Raw genomic sequence first — 22,017 nt, 5'->3', positions numbered from 1 at the left:
CAGCTATCTTTGTACTTAATAGACAGTGGGATTTTCGATTCGAAATGGTGTCTAGGCTTCAGTCGCCAGACGCTCGGGACATAAGTCAGCCCAGCTACGCGGCAAATTACGCCGCTTCGCCGGTCCGTCTTATGCCTGTCGCATCTAACCGGCTCCTTACGCTTTTCATATCATAATAAATAAACGTGATACTCCCTTAGAAACGAGTTTTTCTTTGGGAGTTTGTCATTTTAGAAGGGATGAGATCATGTTGTTGAATAAAAAAATCCTCCTTTGTGTAACTGGCGGAATCGCGGTCTATAAAGCTGTTGCACTTGTAAGTAAGTTGTCTCAGGCAGGAGCGGACGTAAAGGTCATTATGACTGAATCGGCAAAGGAATTTGTCACACCACTTACATTTCAAGCGATGTCACGAAACGATGTTTTTTTCGATACGTTCGATGAAAAAAATTCCCGTGTGATTGCACATATTGATTTGGCAGATTGGGCTGATCTTGTCGTAGTTGCTCCAGCCACAGCAAATGTAATTGGTAAACTCGCGAATGGGATTGCTGACGATATGGTAACGACTACACTCTTAGCTACTCAGGCTGAGGTCTGGATTGCACCTGCAATGAATGTCCATATGTATGAGAATAAAGCAGTTATACGAAATATTACTATGCTACACGAAGATGGCTATAAATTCATTGAGCCCTCTGAAGGCTTTTTGGCATGCGGTTATGTAGGAAAAGGTCGATTGGAAGAACCCGAAAAGATTGTAGAACTGATAACAGAACGGTTCACAACGTCCAAACATCTTCCGCTTTCTGGAAAGAAAGTTGTGATCACGGCAGGTCCGACGCGTGAACGGATTGATCCGGTACGATATGTATCGAATTTTTCAAGTGGCAAGATGGGCTATGCGATGGCAGAAGCAGCAGCCAAACTCGGCGCAGACACTGTCCTTATTTCGGGGCCAGTTGGATTGGACAAGCCAGCGGAAGTAACTGTCATTGATATTGAAAGTGCGGCAGAGATGTTTGAAGCCGTCCGAACACAATTCGATGATGCGGCAATCGTTATCAAAGCAGCTGCTGTAGCGGATTATCGCCCGAGAGAGATTCAGCCCCAAAAGATGAAGAAACAAGTAGGGGACTCTGTTATTGAACTTGAACGAACAACTGATATCTTGAAAACAATCGGTTCTATGAAAACGAAACAAATCCTTGTTGGCTTTGCTGCTGAAACTGAAAATGCAGTTGGTTATGGCATAGGCAAACTAGAAAGTAAAAACCTTGATTATATTATCGTCAATGACGTGACTGATCCGGATGCTGGATTCGGGAAGGATACAAACGTTGTCACACTTCTTTCGAAAAACGGAACACATAAGCCATTCCGAGCAATGCCGAAAAAAGAACTCGCCATTCTATTGCTGGAAACAATTATTAAAGAAGAAAGTGATCAACTAAATGATCGCTGAAGTCATTGTAGATGTAGCGGCTTATCCAATCGACAGGCCGTTTGATTACCTCGTTCCAGAAGCATTGGAATCTGTGATTGAGCCTGGAACCAGAGTGAAAGTTCCGTTTGGACCCAGGAAAGTGCTTGGTTACGTAACAATGTTGAAGGACGAAAGTGAGCTTGCACTCGGCAAAATTAAACCGATTGATGAACTTATTGATTTGGATCCGGTCATTTCTAGTGAACTGCTCGAATTATCGCGCTGGCTCGCGGTTGAGACGTTGTCATATGAAATTGATGCCCTCCAAGTGATGTTACCTGCTGCGATGCGTGCAAAATATGAAAAGTTCATCATTGTCGAAGAACCGGAACGAATTGAAGACGCTGATTTTAAAGCTTTTCTTGCGGGCAGGAAACGGATTCAGTTGAAAGAAGTAGATTCAGCAGAATTGATGAAAATGTTAAAAAAGTATGTTTCAGAAGGAATTGTCACGGTCGATACGGCCGTAGGGCAGCAAACTGCTGTGAAAAAAGTGCGGATGATTCGAATGGCAGATGAGGTAACACTGCAAACTTTGCTTGACTCTAGTCACTCCAATGCGAAAAAACAAGCTGAATTACTTCGCTGGATGTTGGAGCATGCAGGGAAAACGATCAGTGCAAAACAACTGATGGAACAGTCGGGAATTCAACCGGCTGTGCTGAAAACTGTCATTGAAAGAGGCGCAGCCTTCGAAGAACTTGCTGAAGTGTACCGTGAACCTGATGCGCCTCAATTGAAAGATACAGCGATACCCGAGATCTTGACAGACGAACAGCAAATTGCACTTGATCATATAGCAATATCCGAAGACAATCAAAAAGCAGAAACATTCCTACTTCATGGCGTTACAGGAAGTGGAAAAACAGAAGTGTATTTACGTGCCATTAAACGCGTTTTGGATAAAGGCAAAGAAGCAATCGTCCTTGTCCCAGAGATATCATTAACCCCGCAAATGACGTCGCGCTTCAAAGAGCGTTTTGGTTCGCTCGTTGCAGTTATGCACAGCGCCTTGTCTGCCGGTGAGAAATACGATGAATGGCGGAAGATAAAACGGGGGGAAGTAAAAGTCGTCATTGGTGCAAGGTCGGCGATATTTGCCCCGTTTGAAAATATTGGTATTATCATTCTCGATGAAGAGCATGAATCGACGTACAAGCAAGATGATACACCGCGCTATCATGCAAGGGACGTTGCGATTAAACGCGCGGAGTATTACAATTGTCCTGTTATTTTAGGAAGTGCAACGCCGTCACTGGAATCATATGCACGTGCATCAAAAGGTGTATATACCATGCTTACACTAACGAAACGACCAAAAGATCAGGCCCTGCCAACAGTAACAGTCGTTGATATGCGAGAGGAATTGAAAACCGGAAATCGTTCGATGTTTTCATTGCCGCTTGCGGAAGCGGTCCGTATCCGATTGGAAAAAAGAGAGCAAATCGTGCTGTTTCTGAATAAGCGAGGCTTTTCATCTTTTGTACTCTGCCGGGATTGCGGTACTGTCGTTGAATGCCCAAATTGTGATATTTCGTTGACCTATCATCGTGCACACGAACAGTTAAAATGCCATTATTGCGGTCATGAAGAACGAGTGCCGCTCGTTTGTCCGGAATGTAAAAGTGAACATATCCGGTTTTTCGGAACAGGGACCCAAAAAGCGCAAGAAGAAATTGCGAAACTGTTTCCTACAGCACGTGTCCTTCGAATGGATGTCGATACAACGAGGCAAAAAGGTTCACACGAGCGGCTTCTTAGACAGTTCAGTGAAGGACAGGCGGATATCCTACTCGGGACGCAAATGATTGCGAAAGGGCTAGATTTCCCGAATATTACACTTGTCGGTGTGCTTGCCGCAGATACAACACTCCATTTAGCTGATTTCCGTGCCGCTGAAAAAACCTTTCAACTAATGACGCAAGTAAGTGGACGAGCTGGACGTCACGAATTGCCTGGAGAGGTTTTCATCCAGACTTATTCCCCTGAACATTACGCAATCGAATTAGCGAAAGCACAGCATTATGAGCCTTTTTATACGATGGAAATGGCGGCCAGAAGACAATATGGCTATCCCCCCTTCTATTTCGTCACGCTTGTCCAGTTTACGCACGAGGATTTATTGAAAGTAGCTGACTTTGCAGAAAAGGGAGCACGCTACTTAAAACAGAACTTATCTGCAGGCACAGTCGTCATCGGACCAACTGCTTCCGCTATCAGTCGAGTGAACAATAGATATCGCTACCAATGTTTGATAAAATACAAAAAAGAGCCGAAGTTGACAGAAACGCTGCAGCAGCTCATTAAGTATTACCGGACGGACTGGATTAAATCAGGACTGATAATGACCGTTGATGTAGAACCGGCGTCAATATACTAAACAAAAGCGCTGGAGTCTGGACGTGAAATATCCATGTCAGCCCCCAATCCGCAGTACAAGGTTAAATTACATCTTAGATAACAAGACAGAAAAGAGGAATAGATTTGGCAATACGTGAAATTGTGAAGCATCCGGCTCCGGTTCTTCAACAACAATGTAAAGAAGTAGTGAAATTTGATAAGAAGCTTTCAAAACTGCTAGATGATATGTACGACACAATGGTGGCGGCGGATGGCATAGGAATCGCTGCACCACAAATTGGCGAAGCAGTGCGTGTCGCGATTGTCGATATGGGCGAAGGGCAAGACGTTATTGAGATGGTCAATCCTGTTGTAACAGCAACCGGAGGATCCGAAATAGAAGTAGAAGGTTGTCTAAGTTTTCCGGATTTATTCGGCGAAGTAGAAAGACCATTTTTCGTACGCATTGAAGCGCAAGAACGCAATGGCGCACTTTATGAATTAGAAGCAGAAGATTATGAAGCACGTGCGATTCTTCATGAAATCGATCATTTAAATGGCGTATTATTTGATTCGAAAATCATTCGTGTTGTTGATCCGTCTGAATTAGAAGAAACAGAAGAAGCAGAGATAGTAGGGGAAAGCGGTGGAGGTGAGCTGAAATGACGAAGATTGTCTTTATGGGAACACCAGAGTTTTCGGTATCTGTCCTAACAATGCTCTTTGATGAAGGGCATACTATCGTGGCAGTTGTCACTCAGCCGGACAGACCAGTCGGGCGAAAGAGGGTCTTAACACCACCTCCAGTAAAAGTTGAAGCACTACGGCTTGGACTGCCGATTATTCAACCTGAAAAACTGAGAGGTTCTGCTGAACTTGAGGAAATTATTGCGCTTAAACCAGATTTAATCGTGACTGCAGCATTTGGCCAGATTTTACCGAAGGAACTGCTAGAAGTCCCTCGGCTCGGTTGCATTAATGTACACGCATCCTTACTACCTAAATATCGCGGTGGTGCGCCGATTCACCAGGCAATCATGGATGGCGAAACAGAAACGGGCGTCACAATCATGTATATGGTCGAAAAACTTGATGCAGGCGATATTATTTCACAAGTGATTGTGCCTATTTTTGATACGGATCACACAGGAAGTATGTTCACTGCGTTATCTGTGGCAGGGACGGCACTACTGAAAGAGACATTGCCTTCTATTTTAAACGAAACAAATAAACAAACAGTTCAAGACGAATCACTCGTGACGTTCGCGCGTAACATCTCCCGTGAACAAGAACGGATTGACTGGTCTAAAGGTGGAAAGGCAATCTACGATAAAATCCGTGGACTTCATCCTTGGCCAGTTGCATACACCGCATTCCAAGGTGAAAACGTCAAGATTTGGTGGAGTGAGAAAATCCATACAACTGACAGTGCGTTACCAGGAACGATTATTGCAATCGATAGTGATCGTATTATTGTAAAAGCGGGCGATGACATCGCTGTTGCACTTACGGATCTTCAACCAGCCGGGAAAAAACGGATGCCGGCGGGTGAATTTATTCGCGGAACCGGATCTAAATGGAGTAAGGGGGACCGTTTTGAATGAATATAAATACTAGACCGAAAAAGAAAATATGGAATGGCAACGTCCGAGACGCTGCTCTTTCAATATTGATGGAAATAAATGATCATCAAGCTTATAGCAATCTATTGCTGCATAGAACAATTGAAAAGTATGGTATAGAAACGAAAGATCGTGGCTTGTTAACGGAATTGACGTATGGCACACTTCAACACCGCATGACACTCGATTATTATCTTGAGCCGTTTGTCCGTGGTAAATTGGATGGCTGGGTTCGAGAGCTTCTTCGGTTATCGTTATATCAAATCGTTTATTTAACAAAAATCCCACCGCATGCTGTTGTTCACGAAGCAGTTGAAATTGCGAAAAGACGCGGTCATAAACGGATAGCACCAACTGTAAATGGTATTCTTCGCTCCGTGTTGCGTAAAGGTGTCCGTTCACTTGATGAAATGCAAGATGGTACGTTGAAAACTTCTATCGAAACGAGTCATCCGGAATGGTTGATTAAGCGTTGGAATGAACAATTTGGTGAAGAAGACGCGGCCATTATGGCACATGAAAATAATCATCCAGCAGCGATGACAATTCGTGTCAATACAGCAAAAACAACGCCAGACGAAGTCATTGCTTTACTCGAATCAGAAGGTGTTGAAGTAAGAAAAGGCGAAGTTGTACCGGAGTGCATCATTTCAGATAGTGGCAATCCTGCAAATACGCAAGCCTATAAAAAAGGACTTATCACTATTCAAGACGAAAGTTCGATGCTACCTGTTCTTGCTCTTGATTTATCGCCAGGTATGAAAGTACTCGATATGTGTGCGGCACCTGGTGGGAAAACAACCCACATCGCTGAAAAAATGAACGATAAAGGTGAAGTTTTTGCACATGATTTACATGAACATAAACTGAAACTTATTGAAGCAAATGCGACTCGCCTTGGCTTAACGTCAATCAAAGCATTGAGTGGAGACAGCAGGAAATTGACTGAGCTATACGAGTTGTCCTCATTCGATCGTATTCTTGTCGACGCACCTTGTAGCGGTCTTGGTGTCATCCGTAGAAAGCCTGAAATTAAGTACAATAAAACACAAGCTGATTTCGATGCGTTGACGTCGATACAATCAGACCTTCTAGATACTGCTCGTGAATTGATTAAATCTGACGGGGTTATTGTCTATAGTACGTGTACAGTGGAGTATGCCGAAAACCAGGGAATGGTTGAACGATTCCTTGTGCGTCATACGGATATGGAGAAAATCCCTTTACCGCAACTAACTGGAAACGAGAAATTGGCGATTGAAGATAACACGCTTCAAGTACTTCCGCAACACTTTGGCAGCGATGGCTTTTTTGTTGCTGCTTTCCGGAAAAAAAGTAAGTGAGCTAAGAATTCGAGGCAAAAGGTGGGATGGACGTTGCAATTTGAAGTCTTGACGGATATCGGCAAGAAACGAACGGTCAACGAAGACAGTGCGGCTGTATACACACTTCCAAAGGGCGTTATGCTTGCCGTGATAGCGGACGGTATGGGTGGCCACCTTGGGGGGGATTACGCGAGTTCGACAGCAGTCAGAGTAATTGGCGAGCAATTCATGAAACTTGATAGTTCGACGTTTGAAGCAGAAGATAAGTTGGCGCAGTGGCTGCAGGAAGCGGTCATTCTCGCAAATGACATACTTTACAAACATGCAAACGAAAATGAAGCGTATAAGGGAATGGGAACGACGCTTGAAGTAGCTCTCATTCGTGGACGTTCTTGTCTTATTTCGCATACTGGTGATAGCCGTGTCTACGCAATCGATGGGAAAGGTGTGCGGCAAGTAACACGAGACCATTCCTACGTAAATGCACTTCTTGACAGTGGGGAAATTACCTTGGAAGAGGCAGCAGTTCATCCACAACGAAACTGGATTATGAAAGCAGTTGGTTCTGAAAAAACGATTGTACCCGATCTTTATTCGCTTGAGTTAGAAGAGGGCATGTATATGCTTATTTGTACGGACGGTCTGAGCAATAAAGTAAGTCAACAATCGATGAGTGAAATAGTTCTATCAAACGCTACGTTGCATGAAAAGACGGAAGAACTTGTGGATTTAGCGAACAAGATGGGCGGGGAAGACAATATCTCCGTAATTCTAATCGACTCGACTGAAGTGGAGGCGACTAATCCATGATTGGATCAAGAATAGGTGGACGTTATGAAATTGTAAGGAATATTGGTGACGGCGGCATGTCAAAAGTATATCTAGCACATGACGTCATCCTGGACCGCGATGTTGCCATTAAGGTTCTTAATTATGATTTTGCGAATGAAGAGGCATTGAAAAGAAGGTTTAAACGAGAAGCACTTTCCGCAACGAGTCTGACGCACCCGCACATTGTTGATATATTCGATGTGGGCGAAGAGGGTGAACTGCATTACCTGGTGATGGAATATATCGAAGGACAAACCTTGAAGAAGTTTATCCAAGATAATGGGGCCTTGACGCCTAAGCAAGCTTTGCCGATTATGCAACAGATTGTATCTGCAATTGCGAATGCTCATCATAATGGAATCGTCCATCGTGATGTTAAACCGCAGAATATTTTAATGGATTCGGATGAGAATGTTAAAATTACTGATTTTGGTATCGCGATGGCACTTAGTGCAACAGCACATACAAAAACGAATTCAGTCATTGGGACGGTTCACTACTTGTCACCCGAACAAGCACGTGGCGGAATGGCGACAAAAAAGTCTGATATCTATTCATTAGGCATCGTACTTTACGAATTACTGTCAGGTGAATTGCCATTTACAGCGGATACTGCAGTTGCGATTGCATTGAAGCATTTACAAGAAGAGACGCCCTCAGTAAGAATGGTATTCCCTTCAATTCCACAAAGTTTAGAAAATGTTATTTTGAAGGCGACTATGAAAGATGCTACATATCGATATGATTCAGCAGATGAAATGTATGATGATTTGCTAACTGTACTGTCACCCGAACGGGCAAATGAGAAGAGATTCGCAATTGTGTTCGATGATGACCGCACGCGCGCGATACCAATCGTTAGTGAAACTACAAAATTTGATAGCGTTGAAGCGACTAAGAAGATCGAACCAGTAACAATTGAACAATCCCCGCCGCCAACACCACCGAAAAAACGCAAGAAATGGCCATTCATTGTTGGTGGAATTGCTGGCATTGCAATCCTGATACTTTTGTTGTCCCTTATTCCAGGTATATTTGGCCCTAAAAAGGCTGTTATTCCGACTGTGGCTGGAATGGAAGAAACGGAGGCTAGGGATGTGCTCTCTGGCACAGGCTTTAATACGGTTGTAACTGAGGGACAGCAATCCGATGATGTTGATGAAGGGGAAGCCATTAAAACGATACCCGAGGCAGGGAAGAAACGGGGTGTTGACTCCGAGATCACCTTGTATATTAGTACCGGTAAAGAAAAAAGCACCTTAGCCGATTATATTGGCGAAAATGCCGATAAAGTTATGGCTTCTTTAGACGATACACTTTTTAAGTCGATTGATTCTATAGAAGAGTTTTCTGATAAACCAGAGGGTACAATCATTGGACAAGAACCAGATTCAGGGGAAGTAATTCTCAGTGAAACCGATTTACTGTTTACTGTTAGTAAAGGCCAAGAAAAGCAAATTCTTGACGATCTAAGAGGATATGACAAGGACCGGCTGGAAGATTATGAAGAGTCATCAGGTTTAACTATAAATACAGTGAGAGAAGATTATTCTTCAACAGTGCCTAAAGGTAGTGTCATTTCGCAAACACCAAATGGGAAAACAGAAATTGTAAAAGGTGGGAAAGTCGAAGTCGTCGTATCAAAAGGTCCAGAGAAAAAACCCGATAAGTTCGTTGTCAAAAAGGTGACAATTGAGTATGTACCTGAAGTGATTGAGCCTAGCCCTAGTCCTAGCGATGAAGATGGTGACGAAGGTGATGGAGAGGATGATGGAGACAACTCGGGAGTAGTGGAACAGCCTGCTCCAGTCCCACAACTTATTAAAATTTACATTCAAGACAAAAATAATAAGATAACGGATGTTTTTGATGAGTTTTCAATCACAGAAACGACGGAAAGATCAATTTCATTTAACTTGGAAGAAGGACAGACTGGGTCATATAAGGTTACGCGCGATTCAAAACCTATCATTGCAGAATTGGTCAATTAGAGTGACTCTAATTAGAAGGGGTGAAAGAATGCCAGAAGGACAAATCAGAAAAGCAATCAGCGGGTATTATTATGTAGAAAATGACGGAGAAATCATTCAATGTCGAGGACGTGGAGTATTTAGAAACCGTGGTATTCATCCGCTGGTTGGAGATTTCGTGACCTATGTACGTGTTGAAGATAATGATGCAACAGTCACTGAAGTCCATGAGCGGTTCAATGAACTTGTCCGTCCGCCAATCTCGAATGTTCACCAGGCGTTGCTTGTATTCTCCATAGTGGAACCGGCATTCAGCCTTTATCTATTAGACAGGTTTTTGGTTGTCGTCGAATCGTTCGACGTAAAACCAATTATCTGCCTAACGAAAAAGGATCTTGCGAATGCTGATGAACTGAAAATGGTAGCTGAATCAGCGGCGTATTATAAGAAAATCGGTTATGATGTTATAGAGACTTTTATTGACGATCCTCAACTGACTGACTTATTGAAACCTTATTTTGAAGGCAAGACTACAGTTCTTGCCGGGCAATCAGGTGTTGGTAAATCAACGTTGTTGAACACGGTATTGCCTGTGCTTGAATTGAAAACAGGGGTAATATCAGAAGCGCTTGGACGCGGAAAACATACAACGCGACATGTTGAGTTGCTTGAGATATCAGGTGGTCTTGTCGCGGATACCCCAGGCTTCAGCTCTCTCGAATTCGATCATATCGAAAAAGAAGAATTGTCTCATTACTTTGTAGATATGGATGAAGTTGCGCCAAACTGTAGATTCAGAGGTTGCTTGCACTTGAAAGAACCAAAGTGTGCAGTAAAAGAGTTGGTAGAGACTGGAGAAATTCCACGTCATCGCTATGATCACTACTTGCAGTTCATGCAAGAAATACTTGACCGAAAGCCGAGGTATGAAAAACATGATTAAAATTGCACCTTCAATTTTAGCAGCAGACTTTTCAAAGCTTGCCGAAGAAGTAAAAGAAGTGGAAGCAGCGGGCGCTGCACTAATCCATATCGATGTCATGGACGGACATTTCGTTCCGAACATTACAATGGGAGCGATTGTTGTTGAGGCACTTCGACCAGTAACGAAGTTGCCGCTGGATGTCCATTTAATGATTGAAAATCCAAACCTGTATATTGAACAATTTGCAAAAGCCGGAGCTGATTATATTACGGTTCATGTAGAGGCATGCCCTCATTTGCACGGCACATTGCAACTGATTAAGTCTCACGGGGTGAAATCGGGCGTTGTTTTGAATCCGCATACACCGATTGAAACGATTCTTCATGTTCTAGATGAAATTGACTTAGTCCTAATCATGACAATCAATCCCGGATTCGGTGGCCAGAAGTTTCTTCATTCAGTCGTTCCGAAAGTGAAACAGCTAGCCGATATTATTCGTGAGCGAGGACTTCCGATTGAAATTGAAATCGATGGCGGCATTAATGAAGAAACGATTATCCCGTGTGTGGAAGCGGGTGCTACAATCTTAGTTGCAGGATCAGCTATCTACAATGCACCTGATCGTGCAGAAGCTTTACGCCGGATAAAAGCTGCTGGTGAAGGTGCGCTAAGAAAATGAAGTATGCAGTCGTTTGTGCGGGCGGGCCCGATTCAGAAATAGCTGACTTGACGGAATTTCATCATAAAGATACGGTATTCATTGGGGCGGATAGAGGTGCACTTCACTTGTTGCAAAGAGGTATTGTTCCTCTTGAAGCAGTGGGGGATTTTGATTCGGTTTCGAAAAGTGAATACGATGAGATAGCCGCCGCAGTCCGCATAATAGGACGATTTCGTTCGGAAAAAAATGAGACTGATACGGAACTTGCAGTAGATCGTGCTCTTTCCTACGGGCCAGAGTGTGTCATTTTGACGGGAGTTACAGGAGGGAGGCTGGATCATATGGAATCAGCCCTTCATCTTCTGTACCGGCTTCAACTAGCTCATAACGATACGTCATTCTCGATTCGTAATGGGACGAATGAACTTTTTATACTTACACCTGGAAGTTATCAAGTGACGTCGGATGATCGTTTTAAATACATATCATTTTTTTCATTCAATGGGGTAGTTAGTGGACTTACACTTACCGGTTTCAAATTCGAAATGGTAGATGCTACGCTCGAAACTGGCATGACGTTATTTACAAGTAATGAACTGGCTGAAGAAGTCTGTACTATATCGTTCCATGAGGGCATATGCTTAATGGTAAGGAGTTCAGATTCCTGAAAGGAGTGGGGAATTGCGAGTTTATACTTTCACAATGCCGAAATTTGTGAGTGGAGTTGTAAGGAAGTGTATGGTTGTTTTCCAGAAGGATGATTCACCGAAAGCTACTGCGAGCAACACCAAGAATAAAAAAAGGAAAAAAGAAAAAACGTCGGGCTGAAGAAATTCAGCCCGGCGTTTTATTTTCTTTAAAGTTTAAATACCAAGGCGCTTAAACTTTAATTACAGTCCTTTACACACGTTGAACTTTACCTGATTTAAGGGCTCTAGCAGAGACCCATACACGTTTAGGTTTACCGTTAACGAGAATTCGGACTTTTTGAAGGTTCGCACCCCATGAACGACGAGTTGCGTTCATTGCGTGGGAGCGTGCATTGCCTGTACGGGCTTTGCGTCCTGTAATAACACATTCTTTAGACATAATAGTACCTCCTTGCGAATGTTGATTAAGTGATTTACTTCTTTATTCGCATACCATAATAATGTATCATATGCGTAAACGTGTTGCAACCTTTTTTGTGACATCTTTCAAGGTAAAAGCCTTTACACGTTTAAAAGTCATAGAATCGCTTTCTTTTATTATTATAACAGGTATAGTACAATGGGGTTAGTGAAAAAGGATCCAGGGGGTATTACACATGTCAATCGAAGTAAAGAATGAATACGGCAAAATCGATATTACGAATGACGTCATTACCCAAGTGGTTGGTGAGGCGGCTATCGAGTGTTATGGGATTGTCGGAATGGCTTCAAGGCATCAGATAAGAGATGGCCTTACTGAAATCCTAGGGAAAGAAAATTTCACGCGGGGAGTCATCGTTCGTAATCTTGGCGATGATACGCATATCGATATGTATATCATTGTTGGATATGGTACTAAAATTTCAGAAGTCGCCTACCAAGTACAATCAAAAGTGAAGTATACATTGAAAAAGACAGTCGGCATGACTGTGAAATCTGTTAATATTTTTGTCCAGGGAGTCCGAGTGACGAACCTGTAAGAGGAGGAAATAATTTCTATGAAGACCATAGATGGTTTGAAATTTGCGGAAATGATAAAGTTGGGTGCACATCATCTTTATCAAAATGCCGATTATGTCGATTCACTAAATGTTTTTCCGGTACCTGATGGTGATACAGGTACGAATATGAATTTATCGATGACTTCAGGAGCGAAGGAAACTGAAGAAAATGCGGTTGCCCATATCGGTCAAACTGCACAAGCGTTATCGAAAGGATTGCTGATGGGCGCGCGCGGTAATTCCGGCGTTATTCTTTCACAGTTATTCCGTGGTTTCGGGAAAGCGATTGAAAATGAAGCGACTGTCAATGGAGGACAATTTGCAGGTGCCTTGAAGTATGGCGTTGAAACGGCCTATAAAGCGGTTATGAAACCTGTTGAAGGAACAATTTTAACCGTCGCAAAAGATGCCTCTACTATTGGAGTAGAAAAAGCTGCGACTACAGATGACATTATTGAAGTAATGGAAGCTATAGTGAAAGAAGCACAAGCATCACTTGAGCGGACACCGGATTTATTAGCTGTATTGAAGGAAGTTGGAGTTGTTGATAGTGGTGGACAAGGTCTCGTTTATGTATACGAAGGCTTCTTGGCATGCTTAAAAGGTGAAGAACTACCAGCAAGAACTATCGTCGATTCCATGGACGACTTAGTGAGTGCGGAACATCATCGCAGCGTCCAAGGGTTCATGAATACGGCAGACATTGAATTCGGATATTGCACGGAATTCATGGTGAAGTTCGAGGATGATAAACTGCAAACGAGTCCATACGATGAATCCGAATTCCGCCAAGGATTGAGTCAATTCGGTGATTCTTTACTTGTTATTTCTGATGATGAAGTTGCGAAAGTACATATCCATACAGAAGAACCGGGTGACGCACTTAGTTACGGGCAGAAATTCGGTTCCCTTATTAAAATTAAAATTGAAAATATGCGTCAGCAGCATCTCGAAATCGTCGGAGAAAATTATTCGGTACAAAATGCGGCGAAAAAAGAAGTTGTAAAACATCCATACGCGGTCGTAACAGTTGCTATGGGAGCAGGTATTTCTGAATTACTGAAAAGCGTAGGTGCCTCTGCCATTATTGAAGGCGGGCAGACGATGAATCCATCGACAGAAGATATTGTCAAGGCAATTGAGGCAGTCGGTGCTGAACGAGTGCTCATTTTACCTAACAACAAAAACATCATTATGGCAGCACAGCAAGCGGCCGATGTGATCGGGATTGAAGCAGCTGTCGTTCCTACAAAAACAGTACCCGAAGGACTTGCTGCTATACTTGCATTCAATCCGGAAGCAGAAGTGAGTGTAAACGTCGCAGCGATGACAGAGGCTGCATCGTTCGTGAAAACGGGACAAGTTACACATGCAGTAAGAGATACATCGATTGACGGGGTTGAAATTACAAAAGACGACTTCATGGGTATTTCAGGTGGTAAGATTATTACATCTGCACCTTCACTTGAAAATGTCATGAAAACACTATTGAACTCAATCATTGATGAAGATGATGAAATTGTTACAATTATTTATGGTGAAGACATTAGCGAGAAAGATGCTTCTGCAATCGTAAGTTATGTAGAGGATAACTTTGATCACGCAGAAGTTGAACTTTATAACGGAAAACAACCATTGTATCCATATATCATTTCAGTTGAATAAACTAGTAACGAGCAGTGCGCCTGTAAAAAGCCGCACTGCTTTTTACTTGCGTCGACAAGGAACAACATCTTTTGTCTTTAGAGCAAAACTCATGTAAAATGAATAACAGTACGTGCTTATTAAGAGGGGGTAGCGTTTATGAAATTCAGATCAGTTTTCGATATAATTGGACCAGTTATGATAGGGCCATCATCTTCACATACTGCCGGCGCTGCAAGAATCGGCCGTGTCGCACGAACACTGTTTGGCAGACAGCCGGAATGGGCTCGGGTTCATCTTTATGGTTCTTTTGCAGAAACGTATAAAGGACACGGTACGGATGTAGCAATTATTGGTGGATTATTAGATTATGATACATTCGATGAGCGTATAAAGTCTGCGTTTGCTGATGCAGAGAAACTTGGATTGACTTTTGAATTTATTCCTGAAGAGGAAGAGGCGGTACATCCGAACACGGCCCGTCTTGTAATTGGGGACAGTGAGGGAGTTATGGAACTGACTGGAATTTCTATAGGTGGCGGAACGATGGAAGTTGTTGAACTTAACGGATTCCCGCTTCGATTATCGGGGCATTACCCAGCACTTCTCATCGTTCATAATGACCGTTCAGGTGTTATTGCAAGCGTTTCCAACGCAATTGCAAAACTAAATATAAATATTGCACATATGGAAGTTGACCGAAAAGAAAAAGGGGATATGGCCCTTATGGTGATTGAAGTTGATCAAATGATCGACGCAGCACTGATAAATGAGTTGGAATCATTGCCGAATGTAACGCAAGTTTCGACATTGGCAAACTAAAGAACTGTAAAATAGGAGGCAAACATAGATGGACGTTTTATTTAGTAACGTTAAAGAGCTCGTTGCACTTGCAGAGTCGCAGAACAAGCCTATTTCAGAAATCATGATTGAACAAGAAATTCTTATAACAAAACGTACAAGAGAAGAAATCATCGCGCAGATGGACAATAACTTAACGGTGATGGAGAAGGCGGTAGAAAGAGGATTGCAGGGGGTGCATTCAGCATCCGGTCTTACGGGTGGCGATGCGGTTCTTATTCAAAAGTATATGGCATCAGGAAAATCTCTTTGCGGCGATGTGGTCATGGATGCTGTCAGTAAGGCAGTCGCTACGAATGAAGTAAACGCAGCAATGGGGACGATTTGTGCAACGCCAACAGCGGGTGCAGCAGGAATTGTACCTGGTACTTTGTTTGCGGTGAAAAATAAATTGAATCCTTCACGGGAACAAATGATTAATTATTTATTTACGTCTGGTGCTTTCGGATTTGTCGTTGCGAATAATGCATCGATATCAGGCGCAGCAGGTGGATGCCAAGCGGAAACGGGTTCAGCAGGTTCAATGGCGGCCGCTGCAATTGTTGAAATGGCGGGTGGGACTCCACAACAAAGTGCAGAAGCATTTTCTATCGTTATGAAGAATATGTTAGGTCTTGTCTGTGATCCGGTTGCTGGACTTGTTGAAGTACCATGTGTGAAACGGAATGCAATGGGAGCAGCAAAGGCACTCGTTGGAGCAGATATGGCACTAGCGGGCGTAGTTAGCCGTATTCCTACAGATGAAGTCATTGAAGCAATGCATAAAATAGGTAAGTCTATGCCTTCTGCGTTACGGGAAACAGCTAAAGGCGGATTGGCTGCTACGCCAACCGGAAAAGCGCTTGAAGCGAAGATATTTGGTAAGGATAAGGTAGATAGTGACACTGTCAATTCATGATTCTATCACGACGATAAAAGGAGTCGGAAAAGCGGCCGGCGAACAGCTTGAGGCACTTGGAGTTTCAACGCTTCAAGACCTCTTCATGACGTTCCCGTACCGTCATGAAGACTTCAGGTTGAAAGATTTGACTGAAACCCCGCATAATGAACGAGTCACAATTGAAGGAAGGGTCGAAAGTGAGCCTTCCATTCTTTTCTTAGGGAAAAATAGATCCCGTTTACAAATCCGTCTTCTTGCCGGAAGGCATCTTGTGAAGGCGGTTTTTTTCAATCAACATTACTTAAAAGAGCGTTTGTCACTTGGGACGATTGTCACAGTCACTGGGAAATGGGATCGGGGCAGGCAAGTAATCAATGTAAGCAACTTCAAGGACGGCCCAAAAACAGATCAAGCTGATTTTGAGCCGGTATACAGTTTGAAAGGTGTTATGCATCAGAAGACATTTCGGCGCTTCATGCGAAGTGCATTGGATGCAGCTGTCGGTCAGCACGCAGAATCACTACCCGCAGATATTCGTGAAATGTATCGATTGCCAGCCATCGGAAATGGACTTGAGATGATTCATTTTCCAACAAGCCCTGCTGATGTGAAACATGCGAGAAGACGTTTTGTCTATGAGGAACTGCTCATGTTCCAGCTGAAGATGCTGGGCATGAAGAAAGCACGAAAAGAAGCGGAGAAAGGTGTAGCTATCGACTATGACCTTGCCAAAGTGAAGACTTTCATCGCTGCATTGCCATTTGAATTGACAGGGGCTCAAAAGCGGGTTGTCAATGAGTTATGTGGGGAACTAAAAAGTCCGACTAGGATGAACCGTCTCCTTCAGGGAGATGTTGGTTCCGGAAAGACAGTCGTAGCGGCAATCGCTTTGTATGCTGCTATCACGGCAGGATTTCAGGGGGCCCTTATGGCACCTACAGAAATCCTTGCCGAACAGCACGCATCTACGCTTGCGGAATGGCTTGAACCGCACGGCATTACAGTTGCTTTCCTCGCTGGATCTACAAAGGCGAAGGCGAGAAGAGATTTGCTTGAAAAACTTGAATCAGGTGAAGTGGATTTGCTTATCGGCACGCACGCCCTCATTCAACCTGATGTCATCTTTAAAAATCCTGGGTTGGTTATTACGGATGAACAGCATCGTTTCGGTGTCGAACAACGGCGCGTTTTACGGGATAAAGGATTGAATCCTGATGTTCTATTCATGACTGCAACTCCGATTCCACGAACGCTTGCTATTACTGCTTTTGGTGAAATGGATGTCTCCATACTCGATGAGTTGCCGGCTGGCCGAAAACTTATTGAAACACATTGGTTAAAAGAGGATTCCCTTCTACCAGTTTTACGGAAGATGGAAAATGAATTAAGTGCCGGACGTCAGGCATATGTTATTTGTCCATTAATCGAGGAATCCGACAAATTGGATGTCCAAAATGCAGTGGATGTCCATAGTCAGCTTTCGACTCATTTTAGTGGTAAATACACAGTCGGTCTCATGCATGGCCGTCTTCATTCGGACGATAAAGATGCCATCATGCGCGATTTCAGTGAAGGTAAAATCGATGTTCTTGTGTCGACGACTGTCGTTGAAGTCGGAGTCAACGTACCAAATGCGACGTTCATGCTTATTTACGACGCGACGCGCTTTGGACTTGCCCAACTCCATCAGCTTAGGGGGCGAGTAGGTCGGGGCGCCGAGCAATCCTATTGCGTTCTGCTTGCTGATCCCAAAACCGAAGAGGGAAAAGAGCGGATGCAAACGATGACAGAAACGAATGATGGATTTGTTTTAGCAGAAAAGGACCTCGAACTAAGAGGTGCCGGCGATTTCTTTGGGAAAAAGCAAAGCGGTATGCCTGAGTTTAAAGTAGCAGATCCCGTCCACGATTATAGGGCGCTCGAAACGGCAAGGAAAGACGCGGAACAACTATTAGAGTCGCGTCACTTTTGGGAAGATCAGGAATACGGCATGCTGAGATCGCATCTTGAAGAGTCGGGTGCTCTTAGTGGCGATAGGATTGATTGAGGGCCTGCAGGATGTCGGTCATGCAGCTGTTGCCACAGGACGTGGCGAACTTAGGCTGAGTTCCTTAAAAACGGTCGTCTCCGCATTTCTGTGCTGTCTAGCTACAGCGCCTAACCACTCGAGACGCTTCAGACTTATGGATAAAGGCAAAGGGCGCCTTTTTCCATAAGTCCTCCAGCGCTTTTCGGGGTTAAAACGAAGCCTTCTGCTTTTCTATGCTGTCTAGCTTCGACTCCCAGATGCTCGGGTCATAAGCCGCTTCGGCTGTGCGGCAAAGGGCGCCGCTCCGCCAAATCGTCTTATGCCTGTCGCATCTAAACGGTCGTCTCCGCATTTCAGTGCTTGCTTTCTTTTTTCTATTTTTATATACTGCTATTAGTACCAAGTGCTAATCCGGAAGGTGAACCGATTGAGAATGCCTAAAAAGGAAAGGCAACGACTGCTTGGAAAGTTGCTTGAAGAAAATCCATTCCTGACAGATGAAGAATTGTCGGAACATTTTACTGTAAGTGTCCAGACGATACGTTTGGACAGGCTAGAGCGCGGAATTCCCGAACTGCGGGAACGTTTGAAAACGGTTGCGTCTCGAACGATGAAAGAGGAAGTGAAGTCTCTTCACTCCGATGAGGTCTTTGGGGATATCATCGATATGGAACTCGATAAGAGGGCGCTGTCGATATTTGATGTGACTGAAGATCATGTCTTCCAGCGTAACGGAATTGCGCGTGGACATCATCTGTTTGCCCAGGCAAACTCACTTGCTGTTGCAGTTATGAATGATGATCTTGCTTTGACTGTGAAGTCGACCATTGACTTTTTGAAACCGGTGAGAGCTGGCGATAGAGTTGTTGCACGTGCAGAAGTGAAGAAAGAAAGTCTGGGAGAAAAGCGGACATTAGTCATGGTCGCATCGACGGTCAATGACGAAACGGTATTCACTGGCGAATTTCACATGTACCGGACGACTGATAGGAAGCAGGGGGAATTAAAATGATCATAGCTGTAGATGGAATGGGCGGAGATCATGCGCCTGGTGAAATTATTGCCGGTGCGCTTAAAAGTCTCGCTGAGTTCGAAGATATAAACATACATATTTATGGTGATGAACAGGCGATGGGACCTTTCTTGAAGGAGCATGCCCGCCTAAAAGTGATTCACTGTACAGAGAAAATTGAACCAGACGATGAGCCGGTTCGTGCTATCCGCCGGAAAAAAGATGCGTCAATGGTAAGGACGGCTCAAGCTGTTAAAGATGGCGAAGCTTCAGCTTGCGTCTCTGCTGGTAATACAGGTGCTTTAATGGCGGCAGGTCTATTCATCGTAGGTAGGATTGATGGTATTGAGAGACCTGCCTTAGCACCTACACTTCCGACGATCGATGGAAAAGGATTTGTCATGCTGGACCTTGGTGCAAATTCGGATGCGAAACCATCTCATCTTGAACAATATGCGGTTATGGGAAGTATCTACGCCACAAAGGTGCGGGGGCTTGAAAATCCACGCATCGGCTTATTAAATATCGGAACCGAAGAAGGAAAAGGGAATGAATTGACAAAGGCTGCTTTTGACTTGCTTTCGAAAGCGCCCATTAATTTTATCGGCAACGTTGAGTCGCGTGATCTATTGACTGGCGTGGCGGACGTCGTCATTACAGATGGCTTCACGGGTAATATGGTTCTGAAAACGCTGGAAGGGACTGCATCTGCTTTCTTCTCTATGTTGAAAGAAGTGTATAGCGCTTCATTGAAGTCAAAACTGTCTGCAGCACTTGTGAAAGACGATTTGCGTGGACTGAAAAACAAAATGGATTACACAGAGTATGGTGGGGCGGGTTTATTTGGTTTGAATTCGCCTGTTATTAAAGCACATGGTTCTTCAAATGCGAATGCTATATTGAACGCCGTTCGGCAAGCGAGAACAATGGTGGAATATGATGTTTGTGGAACAATTCGTGAAACGATAAGAAAGGTGGAAAATTGATGACAAAGATTGCATTCATTTTCCCAGGACAAGGTTCACAATCGGCTGGAATGGGAAAAGAGTTCGCGGAAACGCATGACAAAAGTAAGCAATTCTTAGAACAGGCAGACCGTGTACTTGATTTTCAACTTAGTCAATTAATTCTAGAAGGACCTCAAGATGAACTGACGCTGACATACAATGCGCAGCCAGCACTACTTACCGTCGGATCGATGATTGCTTCGCGATTGATAGACGAAGGCGTTACGCCAGACTTTACGGCAGGACATAGTCTTGGGGAATATACGGCACTCGTTGCCTCGGGTGTAATGTCATTTGAAGACGGAGTGTCAGTCGTTCATAAGCGAGGCTTGTACATGAATGAAGCGGTGCCTGCTGGTGAAGGGGCAATGGCGGCAATTCTTGGACTTGATGGGCAGAAGTTAAAAGAAGTAACAGATGCTATTACAGCAGATGGTTTCGCTGTACAACCGGCCAACTTGAATTGTCCGGGACAAATCGTTATTTCCGGTACGAAAGCAGGCGTCGAGAAAGCGTGTGTCCAATTGAAAGAAGCGGGCGCGAAAAGAGCGATTCCGCTGGATGTAAGCGGACCGTTTCACTCTTCACTTATGCAACCGGCGGCAGAAAAACTGCGGGCTGCACTTGATGAGGTCGAGATGAAGGATGCATCCATTCCAGTTGTTGCTAATGTGAATGCTTCGGTCGTTACTGATCGTGTGGATATAAAAGGCTTCCTCGTCGAACAACTTTATTCCCCGGTACTTTGGGAAGATTCCGTACGTACATTGCTTGACCTTGGAGTTACTCATTTCATCGAATGTGGTCCAGGAAAAGTACTAAGTGGCCTCGTTAAAAAGATTGACCGGAGTGTAACGGTGTTCCCAGTCTATGATGAAGAGACATTGCAAACGGTAATCGAAGCTTCGAAAGGGTGGTCGTAATGGGTAGATTTGATGGGAAATCCGCAATTGTCACGGGAGCATCACGTGGAATTGGCCGTGAAATAGCACTACTTCTTGCTAAAGAAGGCGCACGAGTTGCTGTCAACTACAGCGGAAGTAAGGATAAAGCGGATGACGTCGTTAAGTTGATTACAGAATCCGGTGGAGAAGCGTTCGCTATTCAGGCAGACGTATCCGATGCTGACGGTGTTAAAATCATGGTTGATAAAACTTTGGAAATGTTTGGATCTATTGATATCCTTGTCAATAATGCAGGTATTACGAGAGACAATTTGCTCATGCGTATGAAAGAAGACGAATGGGACGATGTCATTAATATCAATTTAAAAGGTGTTTTTCTTTGTACAAAAGGCGTCACTCGCCAAATGATGAGACAACGTGCAGGAAGAATCGTCAACGTTGCATCGATTGTCGGTGTTTCTGGAAATCCTGGACAAGCAAACTATGTAGCAGCAAAAGCTGGCGTCATCGGTTTTACAAAGACGGCGGCAAAAGAACTCGCTTCACGCAACATTAATGTAAACGCAGTAGCGCCTGGTTTCATTACGACGGATATGACGGATGCATTGAGCGAAGAAGTGAAGAATCAAATGCTATCGGTTATTCCGCTAGGTAAACTTGGCAGACCTGAAGATGTCGCACGTACTGTTCTGTTCTTATTATCGGAGGATGCAGTCTATATTACGGGTCAAACGATTCATGTTGATGGTGGTATGGTAATGTAATAGAGGTGTTAAAGCGCTTTGGTGTCTGCTCTAGCGCCTATGCTTTTCTTATTGTCCAGTTCCAG

General features: G+C 43.9%; 20 protein-coding genes. 19 read left to right on the top strand and 1 reads right to left on the bottom strand.

Annotation, left to right across the window (positions count from 1 at the left end):
* Positions 1-247: 247 nt before the first annotated feature.
* The 10 genes from coaBC to MKY15_RS01120 all read left to right on the top strand — a co-directional run bounded on the left by coaBC (position 248) and on the right by MKY15_RS01120 (position 11,828).
* Positions 248-1,465, top strand: coding sequence for a bifunctional phosphopantothenoylcysteine decarboxylase/phosphopantothenate--cysteine ligase CoaBC (gene coaBC, locus MKY15_RS01165; RefSeq protein WP_342538763.1), 1,218 nt, complete (start codon positions 248-250; stop codon positions 1,463-1,465).
* Positions 1,455-3,866 carry a primosomal protein N' gene (gene priA / locus MKY15_RS01160; RefSeq protein WP_340740425.1) on the top strand — a complete coding sequence of 804 codons (2,412 nt, stop codon included), beginning with the start codon at positions 1,455-1,457 and terminating at the stop codon, positions 3,864-3,866. Before coaBC ends, priA begins: the two co-directional genes overlap by 11 nt.
* Before the next feature lie 104 nt (positions 3,867-3,970).
* Positions 3,971-4,492 carry a peptide deformylase gene (gene def, locus MKY15_RS01155; RefSeq protein ID WP_067211352.1) on the top strand — a complete coding sequence of 174 codons (522 nt, stop codon included), beginning with the start codon at positions 3,971-3,973 and terminating at the stop codon, positions 4,490-4,492.
* Positions 4,489-5,430: a methionyl-tRNA formyltransferase gene (fmt, locus tag MKY15_RS01150; RefSeq protein WP_342538761.1), complete on the top strand. Its 942-nt coding sequence runs from the start codon at positions 4,489-4,491 to the stop codon at positions 5,428-5,430. Before def ends, fmt begins: the two co-directional genes overlap by 4 nt.
* The gene (gene rsmB / locus MKY15_RS01145; RefSeq protein WP_067211347.1) at positions 5,427-6,791 is read left to right on the top strand and encodes a 16S rRNA (cytosine(967)-C(5))-methyltransferase RsmB; all 1,365 of its coding nucleotides are present in this window, start codon (positions 5,427-5,429) and stop codon (positions 6,789-6,791) included. The genes fmt and rsmB overlap by 4 nt, the downstream gene beginning before the upstream one ends.
* 33 nt (positions 6,792-6,824) lie before the next feature.
* Positions 6,825-7,583: a Stp1/IreP family PP2C-type Ser/Thr phosphatase gene (locus tag MKY15_RS01140; protein ID WP_067211345.1), complete on the top strand. Its 759-nt coding sequence runs from the start codon at positions 6,825-6,827 to the stop codon at positions 7,581-7,583.
* Positions 7,580-9,595, top strand: coding sequence for a Stk1 family PASTA domain-containing Ser/Thr kinase (pknB, locus tag MKY15_RS01135; protein WP_342538759.1), 2,016 nt, complete (start codon positions 7,580-7,582; stop codon positions 9,593-9,595). The genes MKY15_RS01140 and pknB overlap by 4 nt, the downstream gene beginning before the upstream one ends.
* Before the next feature lie 28 nt (positions 9,596-9,623).
* A complete protein-coding gene (rsgA, locus tag MKY15_RS01130; protein ID WP_187045423.1) occupies positions 9,624-10,517 on the top strand; it encodes a ribosome small subunit-dependent GTPase A in 894 nt (297 codons plus the stop codon).
* The gene (gene rpe, locus MKY15_RS01125) at positions 10,510-11,178 is read left to right on the top strand and encodes a ribulose-phosphate 3-epimerase (protein ID WP_067214018.1); all 669 of its coding nucleotides are present in this window, start codon (positions 10,510-10,512) and stop codon (positions 11,176-11,178) included. The genes rsgA and rpe overlap by 8 nt, the downstream gene beginning before the upstream one ends.
* Entirely contained in the window at positions 11,175-11,828 is a 654-nt protein-coding gene (locus MKY15_RS01120) for a thiamine diphosphokinase (RefSeq protein ID WP_342538756.1), read from the top strand. Before rpe ends, MKY15_RS01120 begins: the two co-directional genes overlap by 4 nt.
* A 232-nt stretch (positions 11,829-12,060) precedes the next feature.
* Here the strand turns inward: MKY15_RS01120 and rpmB are convergent, their stop codons facing one another.
* Positions 12,061-12,249, bottom strand: a complete 189-nt coding sequence (gene rpmB / locus MKY15_RS01115; RefSeq protein ID WP_067211334.1) for a 50S ribosomal protein L28 — start codon at positions 12,247-12,249, stop codon at positions 12,061-12,063.
* Positions 12,250-12,466: 217 nt separating this feature from the next.
* Here rpmB and MKY15_RS01110 point away from each other — a divergent pair, with 217 nt between their 5' ends.
* From MKY15_RS01110 to fabG, 9 genes are all read left to right on the top strand, one after another.
* On the top strand, positions 12,467-12,829 hold the full coding sequence (locus MKY15_RS01110) for an Asp23/Gls24 family envelope stress response protein (protein ID WP_067211331.1): 363 nt from the start codon (positions 12,467-12,469) through the stop codon (positions 12,827-12,829).
* An 18-nt stretch (positions 12,830-12,847) separates the two neighbouring features.
* A complete protein-coding gene (locus MKY15_RS01105) occupies positions 12,848-14,515 on the top strand; it encodes a DAK2 domain-containing protein (protein ID WP_338655836.1) in 1,668 nt (555 codons plus the stop codon).
* A 138-nt stretch (positions 14,516-14,653) separates the two neighbouring features.
* The gene (sdaAB, locus tag MKY15_RS01100) at positions 14,654-15,316 is read left to right on the top strand and encodes an L-serine ammonia-lyase, iron-sulfur-dependent subunit beta (RefSeq protein WP_187045421.1); all 663 of its coding nucleotides are present in this window, start codon (positions 14,654-14,656) and stop codon (positions 15,314-15,316) included.
* A gap of 28 nt (positions 15,317-15,344) precedes the next feature.
* Complete coding sequence (sdaAA, locus tag MKY15_RS01095; RefSeq protein ID WP_067211327.1) at positions 15,345-16,253, top strand: L-serine ammonia-lyase, iron-sulfur-dependent, subunit alpha; 909 nt, start codon at positions 15,345-15,347, stop codon at positions 16,251-16,253.
* A complete protein-coding gene (gene recG, locus MKY15_RS01090; protein ID WP_342539811.1) occupies positions 16,240-18,282 on the top strand; it encodes an ATP-dependent DNA helicase RecG in 2,043 nt (680 codons plus the stop codon). The genes sdaAA and recG overlap by 14 nt, the downstream gene beginning before the upstream one ends.
* Positions 18,283-18,691: 409 nt before the next feature.
* A complete protein-coding gene (fapR, locus tag MKY15_RS01085) occupies positions 18,692-19,276 on the top strand; it encodes a transcription factor FapR (protein WP_067211325.1) in 585 nt (194 codons plus the stop codon).
* Entirely contained in the window at positions 19,273-20,262 is a 990-nt protein-coding gene (gene plsX / locus MKY15_RS01080; RefSeq protein ID WP_342538755.1) for a phosphate acyltransferase PlsX, read from the top strand. Before fapR ends, plsX begins: the two co-directional genes overlap by 4 nt.
* On the top strand, positions 20,262-21,206 hold the full coding sequence (fabD, locus tag MKY15_RS01075; protein ID WP_342538754.1) for an ACP S-malonyltransferase: 945 nt from the start codon (positions 20,262-20,264) through the stop codon (positions 21,204-21,206). Before plsX ends, fabD begins: the two co-directional genes overlap by 1 nt.
* Entirely contained in the window at positions 21,206-21,952 is a 747-nt protein-coding gene (fabG, locus tag MKY15_RS01070) for a 3-oxoacyl-[acyl-carrier-protein] reductase (RefSeq protein WP_342538753.1), read from the top strand. Before fabD ends, fabG begins: the two co-directional genes overlap by 1 nt.
* The last annotated feature ends 65 nt before the right edge of the window (positions 21,953-22,017 follow it).

The organism is Sporosarcina sp. FSL K6-1540 (genome assembly GCF_038620285.1).
GTDB lineage: Bacteria > Bacillota > Bacilli > Bacillales_A > Planococcaceae > Sporosarcina > Sporosarcina psychrophila.
Note: the sequence above shows the minus strand (reverse complement) of the source record. Positions and strands in the feature narration are given on the sequence as shown.